Origin of the sequence: Wolbachia endosymbiont (group B) of Silvanus unidentatus, assembly GCF_964028615.1 — a bacterium.
In the GTDB taxonomy this organism is placed as follows: domain Bacteria; phylum Pseudomonadota; class Alphaproteobacteria; order Rickettsiales; family Anaplasmataceae; genus Wolbachia.
The window spans coordinates 1,405,135-1,419,482 of record NZ_OZ034795.1 but is presented as its reverse complement, the minus strand read 5'-3'; the positions used below and the strand labels follow the sequence as shown (position 1 = coordinate 1,419,482).

10 protein-coding genes are annotated in these 14,348 nt (G+C 35.3%); 5 read left to right on the top strand and 5 right to left on the bottom strand.

Annotated elements, in window-relative coordinates; genetic code table 11:
• The first annotated feature begins 172 nt into the window (after nt 1-172).
• Both ABWU65_RS06705 and ltrA read left to right on the top strand, forming a co-directional pair.
• Complete coding sequence (locus ABWU65_RS06705) at nt 173-295, top strand: hypothetical protein (RefSeq protein WP_262986403.1); 123 nt, start codon at nt 173-175, stop codon at nt 293-295.
• A 43-nt stretch (nt 296-338) separates the two neighbouring features.
• Nucleotides 339-1,583 (top strand): group II intron reverse transcriptase/maturase, encoded by a 1,245-nt coding sequence (ltrA, locus tag ABWU65_RS06700; RefSeq protein WP_353280030.1) that lies wholly within the window; start codon nt 339-341, stop codon nt 1,581-1,583.
• A gap of 392 nt (nt 1,584-1,975) precedes the next feature.
• Here ltrA and ABWU65_RS06695 read toward each other — a convergent pair whose 3' ends face one another.
• Nucleotides 1,976-3,487, bottom strand: a complete 1,512-nt coding sequence (locus ABWU65_RS06695; RefSeq protein ID WP_007302760.1) for an HlyD family type I secretion periplasmic adaptor subunit — start codon at nt 3,485-3,487, stop codon at nt 1,976-1,978.
• A 154-nt stretch (nt 3,488-3,641) separates the two neighbouring features.
• On the bottom strand, nt 3,642-4,070 hold the full coding sequence (gene hemJ / locus ABWU65_RS06690) for a protoporphyrinogen oxidase HemJ (RefSeq protein ID WP_254229658.1): 429 nt from the start codon (nt 4,068-4,070) through the stop codon (nt 3,642-3,644).
• Between the two features lie 65 nt (nt 4,071-4,135).
• Between hemJ and pdhA the strand changes: the two genes are divergently transcribed.
• The 3 genes from pdhA to ABWU65_RS06675 all read left to right on the top strand — a co-directional run bounded on the left by pdhA (nt 4,136) and on the right by ABWU65_RS06675 (nt 10,061).
• Entirely contained in the window at nt 4,136-5,116 is a 981-nt protein-coding gene (pdhA, locus tag ABWU65_RS06685) for a pyruvate dehydrogenase (acetyl-transferring) E1 component subunit alpha (RefSeq protein ID WP_265025406.1), read from the top strand.
• A gap of 205 nt (nt 5,117-5,321) precedes the next feature.
• Complete coding sequence (gene gatB / locus ABWU65_RS06680) at nt 5,322-6,746, top strand: Asp-tRNA(Asn)/Glu-tRNA(Gln) amidotransferase subunit GatB (protein WP_353280507.1); 1,425 nt, start codon at nt 5,322-5,324, stop codon at nt 6,744-6,746.
• 132 nt (nt 6,747-6,878) lie between these two features.
• The gene (locus ABWU65_RS06675; RefSeq protein WP_353280506.1) at nt 6,879-10,061 is read left to right on the top strand and encodes an ankyrin repeat domain-containing protein; all 3,183 of its coding nucleotides are present in this window, start codon (nt 6,879-6,881) and stop codon (nt 10,059-10,061) included.
• 682 nt (nt 10,062-10,743) lie between these two features.
• Here the strand turns inward: ABWU65_RS06675 and ABWU65_RS06670 are convergent.
• From ABWU65_RS06670 to ABWU65_RS06660, 3 genes are read right to left on the bottom strand one after another with little or no spacing between them, the layout of a single operon-like run.
• A complete protein-coding gene (locus ABWU65_RS06670) occupies nt 10,744-11,664 on the bottom strand; it encodes a tyrosine-type recombinase/integrase (RefSeq protein WP_010401376.1) in 921 nt (306 codons plus the stop codon).
• A 2-nt stretch (nt 11,665-11,666) separates the two neighbouring features.
• Nucleotides 11,667-13,046, bottom strand: a complete 1,380-nt coding sequence (gene lpdA, locus ABWU65_RS06665; RefSeq protein ID WP_353280504.1) for a dihydrolipoyl dehydrogenase — start codon at nt 13,044-13,046, stop codon at nt 11,667-11,669.
• On the bottom strand, nt 13,039-14,148 hold the full coding sequence (locus tag ABWU65_RS06660) for a PQQ-binding-like beta-propeller repeat protein (protein ID WP_353280503.1): 1,110 nt from the start codon (nt 14,146-14,148) through the stop codon (nt 13,039-13,041). The genes lpdA and ABWU65_RS06660 overlap by 8 nt, the downstream gene beginning before the upstream one ends.
• Nucleotides 14,149-14,348 lie beyond the last annotated feature (200 nt).

Genomic DNA, 14,348 nt, shown 5'->3' with positions numbered 1-14,348 from the left:
AACCACTGAACACGTGTCGAAACTTAATGCGATGATGTCAAAACCAGGTGCGTAGAATTCACTTGGGATAAACCTATCGGGAGCTTGTTTACTGGGTAGGTGGCGTCCGGCATAGAGGTGGCATGAATCTATTTCAGGCTATTGTGTGGAACTGCGGGAACCTGTCGTTTCGATGATAAGGGAGAAATCCAAAGAGCTGATCTCTGAGGGTGAGAGTACCGATGCGAAAAACAGGGACGGATCAGCTCGTAGTAGTGAAGAAGTTTCTGTAATGGAAATGGAGCGAAGGGGCTGAGTTATTTAGTTTTAATTATTTATCAACCGAAAGGGAGGAGTTAATGAATAAAACAAAGTCTTTTGATATACCAAAGCAACTTATTTGGAAAGCTTATAAACAAGTATCGAAAAATAAAGGAGCGGCAGGTGTAGATGGGGTCTCGATAACAAAGTTTGAGGAAAATCTAAAAGATAATCTATACAAATTATGGAATCAGATGTCATCCGGAAGTTATTTTCCAGAGCCAGTAAAAGCTGTTGTAATACCAAAAGCTACAGGAGGAGAGAGAATATTAGGCATCCCTTCAGTAACAGATAGGATAGCACAAACAGCTGCCACAATGTATCTTGAGCCGTTGGTAGACCAGAAGTTTCATGAAGATTCGTATGGCTATAGACCAAACAAATCTGCACTGGACGCGGTAAGTACGACTTGCAAGAGATGCTGGAAGAATGATTGGACGGTAGATCTGGATATATCTGGATTTTTCGACAATTTGGATCACGAGTTAGCATTGGAAGCAATCAAGAAGCATACAGACTGCAAATGGGTCATACTGTACGTTGAACGGTGGATGAAAGTCCCTATTCAGCAAGCAGATGGTAGTAAGGTAGTTAGGGATAAAGGAGTTCCGCAAGGAGGTTCGATAAGCCCTATAATTTCGAACATATTTATGCATCATGTATTTGATATGTGGATGAGACAAAACTATCCAACCATGCCATTTGAGAGGTATGTAGACGACGCGATAGTACACTGCAAAACTCAGAAGCAGGCGGAATTTATCAAGGTAATGATCGGAAAAAGATTGGCTGAGTATAAGCTAAAACTACATCCTGAGAAGACACAAATAGTGTACTGTAAGGACCACTACAGGAAGGGCGAATTTCCCAAACAAAGCTTTGATTTTCTAGGCTACACTTTTAGACCTAGGTTAGCAAAGAACAAAGTTAAGGGTTATAGAGTCTTATTTATGCCTGCAATTAGCAACAAAGCCAAGAAAAAGATCCACCAAGCTATAAAATCATGGAAAATACACAGGCAAACATCTACAACCATGGAGGAGATATCAAAGAAAGTAAATCCCATAGTCAGAGGCTGGTTTCAGTATTATGGCAGGTTTTATAAATCAGAGATGCATCCAACTCTCAGAAATATAGAGAGATACCTAATAAAGTGGGCTAGGAAAAAATATAAGAAACTTCGAGCTCATGGAAGACTAGCGAGCCAATTTCTAGGAAAGGTGAGAAAAAGGTCTCCAAATATTTTCTACCACTGGGAACTAGGACAAGGATCAAAAGGCTAAATAATGGGAGCTGTGTGAGCTGAGAGGTTCATGCACAGTTCTGCGAGAGACTGGTGGGGAAGTTCCGCCGGTCTACTCTCCTAATAAGTTTAATAGTGTCTGTTATTGCTAATAACCCTCTAGCCTCACACCTAAAAGCAGTAACAGACACTATTAAACTTTAAGTAAGTTTGCCTATTTATAATTCATTGAGGTAAAAATCTTACTAATTCCTTTAATTCTATTATACAGCTGAGTTTACTAATTAACCTTTAATGTTTACGTTAGCATTTGCATCTTAAATCAAAGATTTACATATTATAGAAAATAATTATAAAATAATACACTACTTGTGTGTAAATTTTTTTGCATATCAAACTCTGTAAACAAATTTTCTAGAAAAGCCAAATAAATTATCTCTCTATGAAAGATCTATCGAATGTTGCAATTATAGGTGTAAACAAGAACGATAAAAGAGTGCGAGATTGAGTAACTATATATACTTCTACTGGCATACCAGGATATAGGTATACGTTTTTAAATTGAGCAAGTTCTGATTTTGGTATCACCACTCGCACTGAATAATAACGCCCCATCCTTGGATCATCAAGAGCATCAGGGGAAATATGGTTTACTATACCGTTAATTAAACTTAAGCGACGTGCACTATAAGCGCTCAGCCTTACTTTAACTTTCAGCCCTTCTAGTCCGTCGATAGAGACTATATTGCTATCTTTCTTTTTTGCTGACAGTATCTCTTCTATGTTTCTGGTTAGAACTTTAGCATCTATTATTAGATCATCATCTGATGGTACTATACTCAGGATTGGGACTCCAGATTGTATAACACCACCTTCAGTGTGGTATCTTATATCTGTAACTATACCATCTTGAGGTGATTTAATTATTGTACGTGCTAACGAATCTTCAGCAACCATCAGCCTCTCTTTTAAGTCTGCAATAGATGTATTAACTTCCTTAAGCTCAGCATTTGCTCTTTCTTGAGCATCATTCTTCACATTTATAATCTCTAACTCATTTTCTCCAATCTTTTGCTGTACTTGAGATATTGCAGAACGGTAATGTCCAACTCTACCCTCAATTTCAGCAAACTGTTTTTCTAAAGCTAAAATGTGTGGTTTGCTTATATGGCCACTATCAAGTAATTGTCTTTTTGTTTCTAACTCCTCAGTTATCAAGTCATATTGCTTATGGGCTGCATTTAGTTGAAAATTTAGCCCTGCTAATTCATCATTTAACTGCTTTATACGTTGTTGCAGTATGTCAGTTTTTCCTAATATACTCTTTCTCTGAGAGTTGAACAACTTTACCTGATTCTTTATCGCTTTATTTACAAGTTCATCGTTAGATAATCTTTTAACCTCATCAGAAAATTCTAGCGTATCTAAGTCTCCCCTGATTGCAATAAGTCTTGCTTCAGTTGCCAAAAGTGATAAGAGTTTTTCTTTAATTATACTCAAATTTGCCTTTTCGTTAACATCACTTAATAAAACTAAAGGCTCATCTTTTTTAACTGCTTGACCTTCTTTTACTAAAATTTTGCTTATTATTCCCCCACCCAAGTGTTGCACTATTTTTCTATTTGAAGAGACAATAACTTCTCCACTTGCATGCACTGCTCCGTCAATTGGAGCTATAGCTGACCAAATACCACCTATTCCAAAAAAGATGAATATCACCACTAAACCAAAAAATAGTGGTCCCCATGTGACTTTTAGGACTTCATTTACGTTATTACTCTCACGTTTAAAAATAAAATTTATCATCGCATCAATCCATGCGAACGTCTTATCCAAAAATTGATATTTCTTCTTTCTATTTCCTGCCCTTTGCATATCTATATCATCACTACCAATTAGGCCTGTCAAAGAAAGTCCAGCACTAAGCTTTTTTAACTTACTCATTATAATACTACTGCGAATTCTTGTTAACCAGGATAACACACAAAAACAAAGAATCTATACCTTAAGTACTTTACTTAGACTACGGAACATCAGAATAAACTATTTAGTAACAATTCTTATACTCCATTCAATGGTTCATCATTAGGCTAGAAAATCAAAAAGGTTTTACAATAACCATAATAACTATAATTATTATTAACACTGTTACTGCTTCGTTTAAAACACGAAAATAAACGTGAGTTTTCTTATTCAAGCCCACTGCAAAATTTTTCCTATGCTTTGCAAGTAGGACATGAATAGCAAACATTAAGAATAATGCTAGCGCTTTTACATGAAACCACCCTTCGCGATATGCTTCCCTAATAATCATTAGCATAATTCCAAAACTAAGGGAGAAAAGCATTGCAGGGTTTATGATATATCTAAGGAGTCTCTTCTCCATTATTTGAAGTAAGCTGTCATTTTCTGACCCTGGTTTTACAGATGCATGATAAACATAAAGCCTTGGCAAATAGAGCATACCTGCCACCCACATAATTACAGAGATAACGTGAAAAGCTTCAAGCCAGTGATAGTAGCCCATATAGATAGTATTATAAAATGTTAAAAATTTCTGGTATGATCTCAATTTAGTAAAAGAAAGTCAATATGAAAGCAGAAAATTTCACTAAAGAACAGGTGATTGGATTCTACAGAAAAATGCTTCTCATACGCAGATTTGAGGAAAAAGCAGGACAATTATACGGAATGGGATTAATAGGCGGATTCTGTCACTTATCAATAGGGCAAGAAGCAATTGCAGTTGGGACTCAAGCTGCATCAAAACCTGGTGATGCTTTTATCACAAGCTATAGAGACCATGGCTTAATGCTTGCATGTAATTCTGATCCGAATGTTGTGATGGCAGAACTAACCGGCAAAGAAACAGGGTGTTCAAAAGGCAAAGGTGGCTCCATGCACATATTTGATGTTGAAAAAAATTTCTTTGGTGGACATGGAATAGTAGGTGCACAAGTCCCAATTGGCACAGGAATAGCATTTGCTAATAAATACAAGAAAAAAGATAACGTTGTATTCACATATTTTGGTGACGGTGCTGCAAATCAAGGACAAGTATATGAATCATTTAATATGGCATCTTTGTGGAAGTTACCTGTGGTTTATATCATAGAAAATAACGAATACGCAATGGGAACTTCTGTACAAAGATCAACTTTAGTAACTGAACTATATAAAAGAGGAGAGAGTTTTGGTATTCCTGGAAAACAAGTTGATGGAATGGATTTTTTCTCTGTCTATGAGTTAACAAGTGAAATAGCTGAGCACGTACGTGGGGGAAAAGGACCTATCTTGCTTGAAATGAAGACATATCGATATCGTGGACATTCAATGTCAGATCCTGCTACTTATCGCTCAAAAGAAGAAGTTGAAGATATGAAGCAAAATCATGATCCTATAAGCACCTTAAAGCAGTATATAACAGACAATAAAATCGCTTCTGATGAAGAATGCAAAGCTATTGATAAGGAAATACGAGATTTAGTAAAAAAGTCAGAAGATTTTGCTAAAAATAGTAAAGAGCCAGGCATTGATAAACTATATACTGATGTTTATAAATTTGTTAGCTAATCAGTTGCCATCAAAATTATGTTTTGGCCTACTATAGATATTTTTTGGCAGCACTTAACTTTATTATATAACAGCCTAGTCAATAGAAACTGTAGTAACTCTTATATTATTGATATACACCGCTCTTGGATCATAGGTTAAATGAGTTTTATTTGACTTTTTGTGCTAGTTTGCAGAATATAAAGTTATTAATTGAATAAAATACATGACAAAAGAAAACTGGGAGACAGTAATTGGACTTGAGGTACACGCTCAGGTTTCTTCTAAGACAAAGCTATTTTCTAGTTCACTAACGGAATTTGGCACTGAGCACAATACTCAAGTTTCTCTAGTTGATGCAGCAATGCCAGGTACATTGCCAATATTAAATTATTTCTGCATAGAGCAAGCAATATGTACCGGTCTTGCAATTTCTGCAGAAATTAATAAATGCTCTTACTTTGACCGGAAAAATTATTTTTATCCCGATTTACCACAAGGTTATCAAATAACCCAGTTCTTTGAGCCAATAGTTAAAAATGGTAAAGTGTTTATCAATAATAATGAAAAAGAAATAAGAATCGCAAGAATTCACTTAGAGCAAGATGCAGGAAAGAGTATTCATGAAGAAAGCAAAACTTACGTAGATTTAAATCGTGCAGGGGTTGCTTTAATGGAAATTGTTTCAGAGCCAGATCTTCGTTCATCTGCAGAAGCTGCAGAATTCATGAAAAAATTGAGGCAGATTTTGCGTTATATCGGTTCATGTGATGGTGATATGGAAAAGGGGTCACTTCGCTGTGATGCAAATGTTTCTGTTCGCCCAAAGGGTAGTAGCACATTTGGCACTCGTTGTGAAATAAAAAACTTAAATTCAATACGTTATATTGTACAAGCTATAGATTATGAAGCACAAAGGCAGATCAAAATTTTGGAAAGCGGAGGAGAAATAAGTCAAGATACCTTATTGTTTGATGTCACTTTAGGAAAAACAAAAGTGATGAGAAGCAAAGAAGATTCAAGTGACTATAGATATTTCCCTGAACCTGATTTGCTACCTGTTGAAATAAGCCAAGACAAAATTGATTCTATTAAATCATCTTTACCCGAGTTGCCAGATCAAAAAAAACTTCGATACATAGAGGAATTAGGTATCAATGAATATGATGCAGACGTTATCACTTCTGATAAAGAAATTGCCGATTATTTTGAAAAATTAGCAAAAAAGCATGATTCAAAGATTGCAGTTACCTGGTTAACCGTAGAGCTTTTCGGTCGTTTAAACAAAGCAAATATTGATATTGTTAGCTCCCCAATTAAAGCAGATGCTTTGTCCGAGCTCCTCGACTTTATCGTCGATGGAACGATCTCTGCTAAACTTGGCAAACAAGTTTTTGATATTATGTTTGAAACTGGCAAACCTGCGTCTTTGATTATAGAAGAACAGGACCTCAAGCAAATAACCGATAGAGATCAAATATCGGAAATTATCGACACAATCGTCAATAACAACCAAGATAAAGTTCAAGAATATAAAAGCGGTAAAACAAGATTATACGGATTCTTTGTTGGCGAAGTTATGAAATCCACTAAGGGAAAAGCCAGCCCTGATGTGGTGAATTCAATTTTGAGTGAGAGATTAAGTAATTAGTCACATTTTTTTATTTACATAACAGCACATCTCGTAGATATTCCAAGGTCTTTGTTACGATATCTGTATATCATGACATATAACTTTTTTACCATTTGTTGGTACTGTTTTTAAAATTATGTGAGGTTGAGGATGCCTGAAACTTATCCTGCTTGGGGAAGAAAGCGGTCTCTTCATGGTGATATCTACCAACTAAAGTGGGTAATGCTGCTTCTCAAACGTGCAGTAGATGTTGGATATTCTTTCCGTTTAGCTACAGAAATGGAATCAGCTACGGGTTTTGATGATATTGTTTTTCAGGATAGGAAAAATGAAAAAATAGTACATAGGTTTATACAAAACAAACACAAGCAAAATGAATGCGAAAAAATCGGTGTAGGTAAATTGCTTTCAAAAAATAAAAGTGGTGAATTTAGCGTTCCAAAATATTTTGTTTCCTATCTAAAGATTAAAATTAATCCAGATTTTGCAGATGGTGACCTAAAGGACTTTACTATCTGTACTAATATCGGTTTCGATCTAGCTCAAAGTACAACACAAAATACAATAAAAAAGTTGAAAGCAAAAACTTCGGGACCAAACAAAGGAATAGAAATTGCAGTTGAAGTAATAAGCACTAGTGATATTTTTTTTAAATACGGCGGTACGAGATACAAGTTCTCTTGTACTCACGATAACATGATTTCAATAGTGCAACCGGCATTTAAGAGTGCTGTAAAAGAAGCAATAGAAGAATTGGAAAAGGAGATAAAAGAACTTCAAGGTAAATCAGATCAAAACTCAAAAAGAAAATTGGAAAGAAATCAGGTATGGCAACGTGAGTTTGAGCGAATGACAAATGAAGGCAAGTTAGAAGAGAATATAAGGGAATTTTTTGATAAATTAGTATTTGCAGTAAATCAACCTAACGAGATAAAACTAGCGGAAATCATTGAGAATGAGTTAGGCAAAGAATTTAATAATATCGATAAAAAGAACGTTTATGGTCGCTTTCTGGTAGAAGTTCTGGATTGGATGAAAGCAAGAGAGGGAAAGTTTCTATCACATGAAGAAATAAATGAGTTTTTTGAAAAAATAAGAGAGGAAATTTTAGGAGCGGTATGGTTTGATGTAAGAGGTCCAGTCAGACTATTTACAGGAAGAGATGAGGAATTGGGAATGCTACATGATTCGCTACAACGCAATCCCAAAGGTGCTGTAATTTCATACATAACGTCTATTAGTGGTCCTGGGGGGATGGGAAAAAGCCAGTTAGCTAGAAAATATGCTTGTAAATATAGAAGATATTATGACGACAATGTTATATGGATAGACGCTGAAAACTTTGAAGCTATGAAAGATTCTTTCTTAAGGTTAGCTAGAAATAGATTAGGTATTTCCCCTAAAGATAAGTATGGAAACGACAAAACGATAGAAACTATTGTTAGAGAAGTATATGCTTTCTTCGCAAGAAGGAGGAGCCTGTTCATTTTCGATAACGTTCAAGAGTACAAAAAGATAAGTAAATTTTTGCCATTTTCTTTATCTCCTGATCTTAACAAGCCTCATATTTTGATTACCTCGCATGATCAGGAACTGGAAAAGGGAATAGACGTTATAAAGCTAGGAGAATTGGAACAAAGAGACGCTATAGAGTTTGTTAAAAAAGGATTTAATATACTAAAAAAAGATAAATCGCAAGATCGGGAGATAGAAAATTTGGTAAGAAGGTTGCAATGCTTTCCTTTAGCTATACAACAAGCAATATCATATATCGAAGATCAGAGAATAATAGAGAAGTTTAAAATTAGTGATTACCTAAAAGAGTATGAAAAGAAAGCTAAGAAGTTGCTTAAGTCTAAAATATTTCAAGGAATTGATAATAACTATACTAAAACAACTTTTACAGCTTGGGAAGTTACGATGGATAAAGTAAGAAGTGATGAACAATATGGACCATTAGCTTCAGAGATTTTAGATGTTTTGGCTTATTTTGCACCTGATAAAATCGCTAGAGAAATATTCTTAAATTCGGTAAGTGATTATAAGAAAAAGCAGTTAAAGCTAGCCATCCGTTTACTTGTGAGATATTCCATGGTGGGCGGTGAACAAAACCAAAGTGTATTAAATGTCCATAGGTTAGTACAGGAAGTAACAAGATTAAAATTGCAAGAGAAAGGTAGAGAGGAAGAAGTTCTTAGGAAAGCTTTGGAATTGATAAATAGTCAGTTAAAACGAGAAGAAGAAGCCTTAAGAGGAGGTCTGGATTTGACAAATACCGGTAGTATAACACAATACAGTGTGATTCATATTTCATCCACTTGGAAATATGCAAGTAAGTACAGTAGGTTGATTGATAATTTTTATTTTAATCATATTTGGGTATATCAACGCTATCCTAACTTTGAGCTTATTTTTCCCATAAAGGATACTAATTTACATCTACTTGTTGAAAGTAATGATTATGAAATAATTGAAACCATACTAACGCATATAGAGGACAAACATCCGGATAAGCTTTACGAAATCATTAATGCTAAAAATGGATATGGTTTTTCTCCATTGCATCTGGCTGCTATAAGGGAAGAGATGGATATGGTGAAATGCCTGATCAGCAAAGGTGCTAATGTTGATGCTAAAGATGGACATGATAGAACTCCATTATACTGGGCTATCGAGAGTGGAGGATTTGATATGGTAAAGCTACTGATCGATAAGGGTGCTGATATTGACGCTAAAGATGAAGATGGCAACACCCCATTATATGTAGCTGTTATTAGAGAGTTAGATATTGTTAAACATCTTATTGATAAAGGTGCTGATGTTAACACTAAAAACAAATATGGTGTTACTGCGCTACATGTTGCTGCTTATGATGGAAAGCTGAATGTTGTGAAATGCTTAGTGAATAAATGCGCTAACGTTAACGCTAATGCTGTGGAACTGTTTCGGAGTGGTACTCCATTACACTGTGCTGTACATAGTGGAAAACTGAGCATAGTAAAATGCTTGATTGACAAAGGTGCTTATGTTGATGCTAAAGATGGACATGATAGAACTCCATTACACTATTCTGCTTTGTTTGGAAGTTACGATATTGCAGCATACCTGATTCGAGAAGGTGCTTATGTTGATGCTATGGATAAAGGTGGTAATACTCCATTACACTGTGCTACTGTCAAGGAAAAAGTTGCTGTGGTAAGATATTTTGTAGAACAAGGTGCTGACGTTAACGCTAAAAATAATGAGGGAAAGACAGCATTGGATTATGTAACTGATAATCAAGAGCTTGTGGAGTTGCTTTTAACCCATGATGAAAGTGTTGAAGTAGCTTAAGAGAAAATTATTTATCTGTTTATTTTAACGTCCCAAAAATGTTTAACAAAAGTGTGTCAAACTGAATTTTTAGTTTAACTCAATTTTCAATAGATTTCTTGCATAAACAGGTGTCATCCCAGCTGGAACCCAATATCTGGATTCCAGTGTCACGCGCTGGAATGACATCAACTTTTGAATTCGAGTTATGCAAGAAATCCAACATATTAGGAACGACAATATCAGGTTGAGATGTAGTTCATATGTAAAGGTAACCTCTACTTTTCCTCAGCTTTCTTTCTAGGCTCTGTAAACAAAATTTTAAAGAAGCCATATAGTGTAGCTAGAGACATTTTTAGTCAACTGAGTAATTTTGTTCCTCTAGCCTGAGGTCAAAATAAATTTGAATGGGTTTCCCAGTACGTCAACAAGTGCATGAACTTTAGTCGCAAATCCCCGTCCTCAATTAATTTGACCTGCTAACATTTTGTACACAGAGCCTAGCTCTTTTGCTATTTGCTTGACTTGTTTCTTTACATAGCTTCTAATTTAAATTCTGCTGTCTATTCTCTTTCATTCATAACCTTTTGCAAAACGTTTTTGCTTTCTTCTCTGCTGGTCACTATTGCTTATATAAAGCAAGTACAGTACTGAATGATGTTGCAAGCACTCAGTTCGGCAATATTATCGATTTAAGACGAAGTTAAGATTTCGATTTTTTATTCAAACTCTTCTGAAAGTTTTTATACATATTGAAGACATCTTGATAATTTAGGTGAGTGTAAACTTGAGTAGTTTCAAGGCTTGAGTGGCCAAGCAGCTGTTGTATTGATCTTATGTCAATATCTTCCTGAAGCAAATGAGTAGCAAAACTATGGCGAAATGCATGTGGAGATAAAATTTCTGGTAAGTTTAAAAATCTTCTTATTTTTTGCAAACGATTAGCAACATAAGTTCTTCCCAATTTTTTTCCTCTTACCCCGACAAAAAGATGTCCCGCTTCGTCAAAGTGGGGACAAGCTTTTATATATTTTTGTATACACTTTTTTACTACTGGAAGAATAAATACCTGCCTTTGTTTATCTCCCTTACCTGTTACTATTAAACTTTCATTGCTAATATCACTAACCTTAAGATTCAGTGCTTCAGTGATTCTTAAGCCCGTACCATATAGCAGAACGACAATTGCAATTTCTCTTTTTACCACCCAAGGCTCGCCTAGATCAGGCAATTTCATTTCTTTCAATAGAGTTTCTATGTTAGATATTGAAAGTGCTTTAGGTAGAGTTCTTCTCTGAATTGGCCTTGATAAAGAAAATACCGCTTCATTATTTATTTCATAATTGTTTTTTATATATTTGAAAAAATTTCTGATTACTGACAATGCGCGAGTGTTAGATCTCGCATTTACACCTCTTGCATAACGAGAGGTAAACCAACTTCTCAGTTCAGGTATGCTTAATTTTTCTAAAGAGCCAACATTTACTTCTTCACCAATGTGAGTATTTAGGAAACTTATAAGATCCTTGAGGTCCCTCATGTATGACTCCAAAGTGTTTGGTGAGTAAGACCTGTTGTACTTTAGCCAATCATACCATTTTTCAATGATTGAACCGAGGTCCACAGTTACTTTTTAAAGAAAGCATCGATGCACGCATCCCTAAAGGCTTCATTTATATCAGGATGAGAGTGACAAATTCTGTATATATCCTCTGCTGCTGCACCATATGCCATTGCAACCGCTGCTTCATTGATTAGCGTATCAGCGTATGCTCCTATGATATGTACACCGAGTATTGTATCTGCTTTGCTACAAGTCAGAACTTTCACGAATCCCTCAGCATCGTCAGTGACTTTTGCTCTACCGTTTGCAGCAAATTGACATTTACCAACTTTATACTTTCGACCAGCACTTTTTAGTTCTTCTTCAGTTTTACCGATTGAAGAAACTGCAGGGTGGGTGTAAATGACTGACGGTATGATTTCATAATCAACGTGAGGCAATTGCCTTGCTAGTATCTCTGCAACTGCCACCCCTTCTTCCTCAGCTTTGTGAGCAAGCATTGCTCCACCAATCACATCACCAATAGCAAATATTCCTTTTACGTTGGTTTCATAACTATTGTTGACTTTAATAAAGCCACGACTGTCTTTTTCTATTTTTTCAAGACCCTCAGAGCATGGTTTGCGCCCTGCTGCCACCAATACCTTATCCGCCTCTATAGTGTTTGTTTGATTATCTTTTACAGAGCAAACTTTCACACTCAAAGAGTTACTACTTTGTTTTATTCCCTCAACTTTAGTGCTAAGTAAAAATTTTATTCCTTGTTTTTGTAGACTAGAAAGTAGAGACTTACTTAATTCTCCATCAATTGCTGAAGCGATTCTGTCAAAAAATTCTACTACAGTGACTTCAGACCCTAGCCTCCTCCATACAGAAGACATTTCAAGCCCTATTGCCCCGGCTCCGATTACGACAAGTTTTTTTGGTACTTCAGTTAAAGACAATGCACCAGTTGATGAAATGATATTTTTCTCATCAATATCAATTCCTGGTAGAGAACTAACATCAGAACCAGTTGCAATTACTATATTTTTTGCCTTCAGTACCTTACCTTCAACTGAAACTTCAAGATTGCCTTGATCAAAAGAAGTAATTTTTCCAAGTCCATTGATGTTAGTAATTTTGTAAAGGTTAAACAGATATTCTATGCCTTTTCCAAGTTCCTGAACTCTAGCGTCTTTATAGCCTAGCATTTCTTTCAAATCGAGACTTACATCCTTAACTTTTATGCCAAGTTTTGATAGATTATTTTTCGCGCTAGCATACTGATAAGAGGAATGGAGTAATGCTTTTGATGGTATACACCCAACTCGCAAACACGTGCCACCAAAAATGCTATTTTTGTCTATACAAGCAACTTTGAGTCCAAGTTTTGCAGCAGCAATAGCGCATTTGTAACCACCTGGACCACCACCTATAATAATCAAATCATAATCAGTCATAAAAAACAAACCTATTTTCTAAAGAATAAACACCATTTCCTTCAGTCGTTATATACATCTTACCATGGGTAAATACTGGAGCATGAAACACATTACCAGGTATTTTAATTACCCTTCCTGTACTTTCAGATCCAGGAAAAACAAATATTGAACCTTTATTACTTGTTACCCAAAGCGTATGGGCATACATAATTGGAACAAACAATTGCACATTCTCTATAAAATCAGATGTCCAAACTGTTTTTCCACTTTGTATGTCGATGCCAATTACCTTATTATCTTTAGTCACCATGAAAATTCTTCCGCCTTCTTTTTGTTTCTCTGCAGGAATAAGAGGGCTATAATATGACTCAATGTTTGATATACTTTTTACTTGTAGTGGCCTTGACCATAAAATATTTCCTGAGTTTACGTCAATGCTATAAATATAAGAGTTGCTCGTAGCTATTAAGATATTATCGTGTACTCTAGGTGTAGTAGTTACATCTGTAAGCTGTGTATCCAAAAGGTTTGTAGCCAATTTTTGGCTCCACAATTTTTTACCGTCTTCATTAAAAGCTATCAATTCACCATTTGAAAATGGTGCTATTATTTTATCATTGGAGATTGCTGGTGAGATGGAATACAAACCTCGAACCTCATTTATACCATTTTGATAATTCCAAATGGAACTGCCATCTTTTATACTAAATGCATGCAGATAGTTATCAATAGTCAACACTACCAACTTATTGTTTATTACTACTGTTTTCCCTCTTACCGGAGCTCTTAATTCTTTTTCCCATTGAATCTCTCCTGTTTTCGCATCTATTGTGTGTAGAATGTTATCCACTATGAAGAAAACGTTTTCTTTGTAGCTCGATAAACTCATATTACCAATTTTTTTCCTACTTGAGAGGTATAATTTCCAATTTATAACTCTTGGGTTATCGATATCAAAGGAATATAAGGTACCGTGCTTGTCTGGTAAAATAACGCTATTTTCTGTAAGTATTGGAGCTACATATCCTTGAGATAATTTTTTATCTACTAAACTTATTCGTTCGCTTGCCATTGTATAGTTACTATACAATAACATTATCATGACAATTATTATTTTCATTATTTAGTGAAAACAAGATTCATTAATATACATACTAGAAACGTAAATCACAACGAAAATGTTCTTAATTGTGGATCAAAAGCATTAACGTAATGTCATACCATTATGTAAAGATTCTCTTACTGTAATAACTTTTATCAAGTATGGACTAAAAGAAATATCTATAGCTCAAACTAATGCTGTCAGTAATACTACTCCAA

Bases quoted from the DNA above. Each gene is read 5' to 3' on its own strand.
- ABWU65_RS06705 (WP_262986403.1), top strand. From the start codon at position 173: ATGATAAGGGAGAAATCCAAAGAGCTGATCTCTGAGGGTGAGAGTACC.
- ltrA (WP_353280030.1), top strand. From the start codon at position 339: ATGAATAAAACAAAGTCTTTTGATATACCAAAGCAACTTATTTGGAAA.
- ABWU65_RS06695 (WP_007302760.1), bottom strand. From the start codon at position 3,487: ATGAGTAAGTTAAAAAAGCTTAGTGCTGGACTTTCTTTGACAGGCCTA.
- hemJ (WP_254229658.1), bottom strand. From the start codon at position 4,070: ATGGGCTACTATCACTGGCTTGAAGCTTTTCACGTTATCTCTGTAATT.
- pdhA (WP_265025406.1), top strand. From the start codon at position 4,136: ATGAAAGCAGAAAATTTCACTAAAGAACAGGTGATTGGATTCTACAGA.
- gatB (WP_353280507.1), top strand. From the start codon at position 5,322: ATGACAAAAGAAAACTGGGAGACAGTAATTGGACTTGAGGTACACGCT.
- ABWU65_RS06675 (WP_353280506.1), top strand. From the start codon at position 6,879: ATGCCTGAAACTTATCCTGCTTGGGGAAGAAAGCGGTCTCTTCATGGT.
- lpdA (WP_353280504.1), bottom strand. From the start codon at position 13,046: ATGACTGATTATGATTTGATTATTATAGGTGGTGGTCCAGGTGGTTAC.
- ABWU65_RS06660 (WP_353280503.1), bottom strand. From the start codon at position 14,148: ATGAAAATAATAATTGTCATGATAATGTTATTGTATAGTAACTATACA.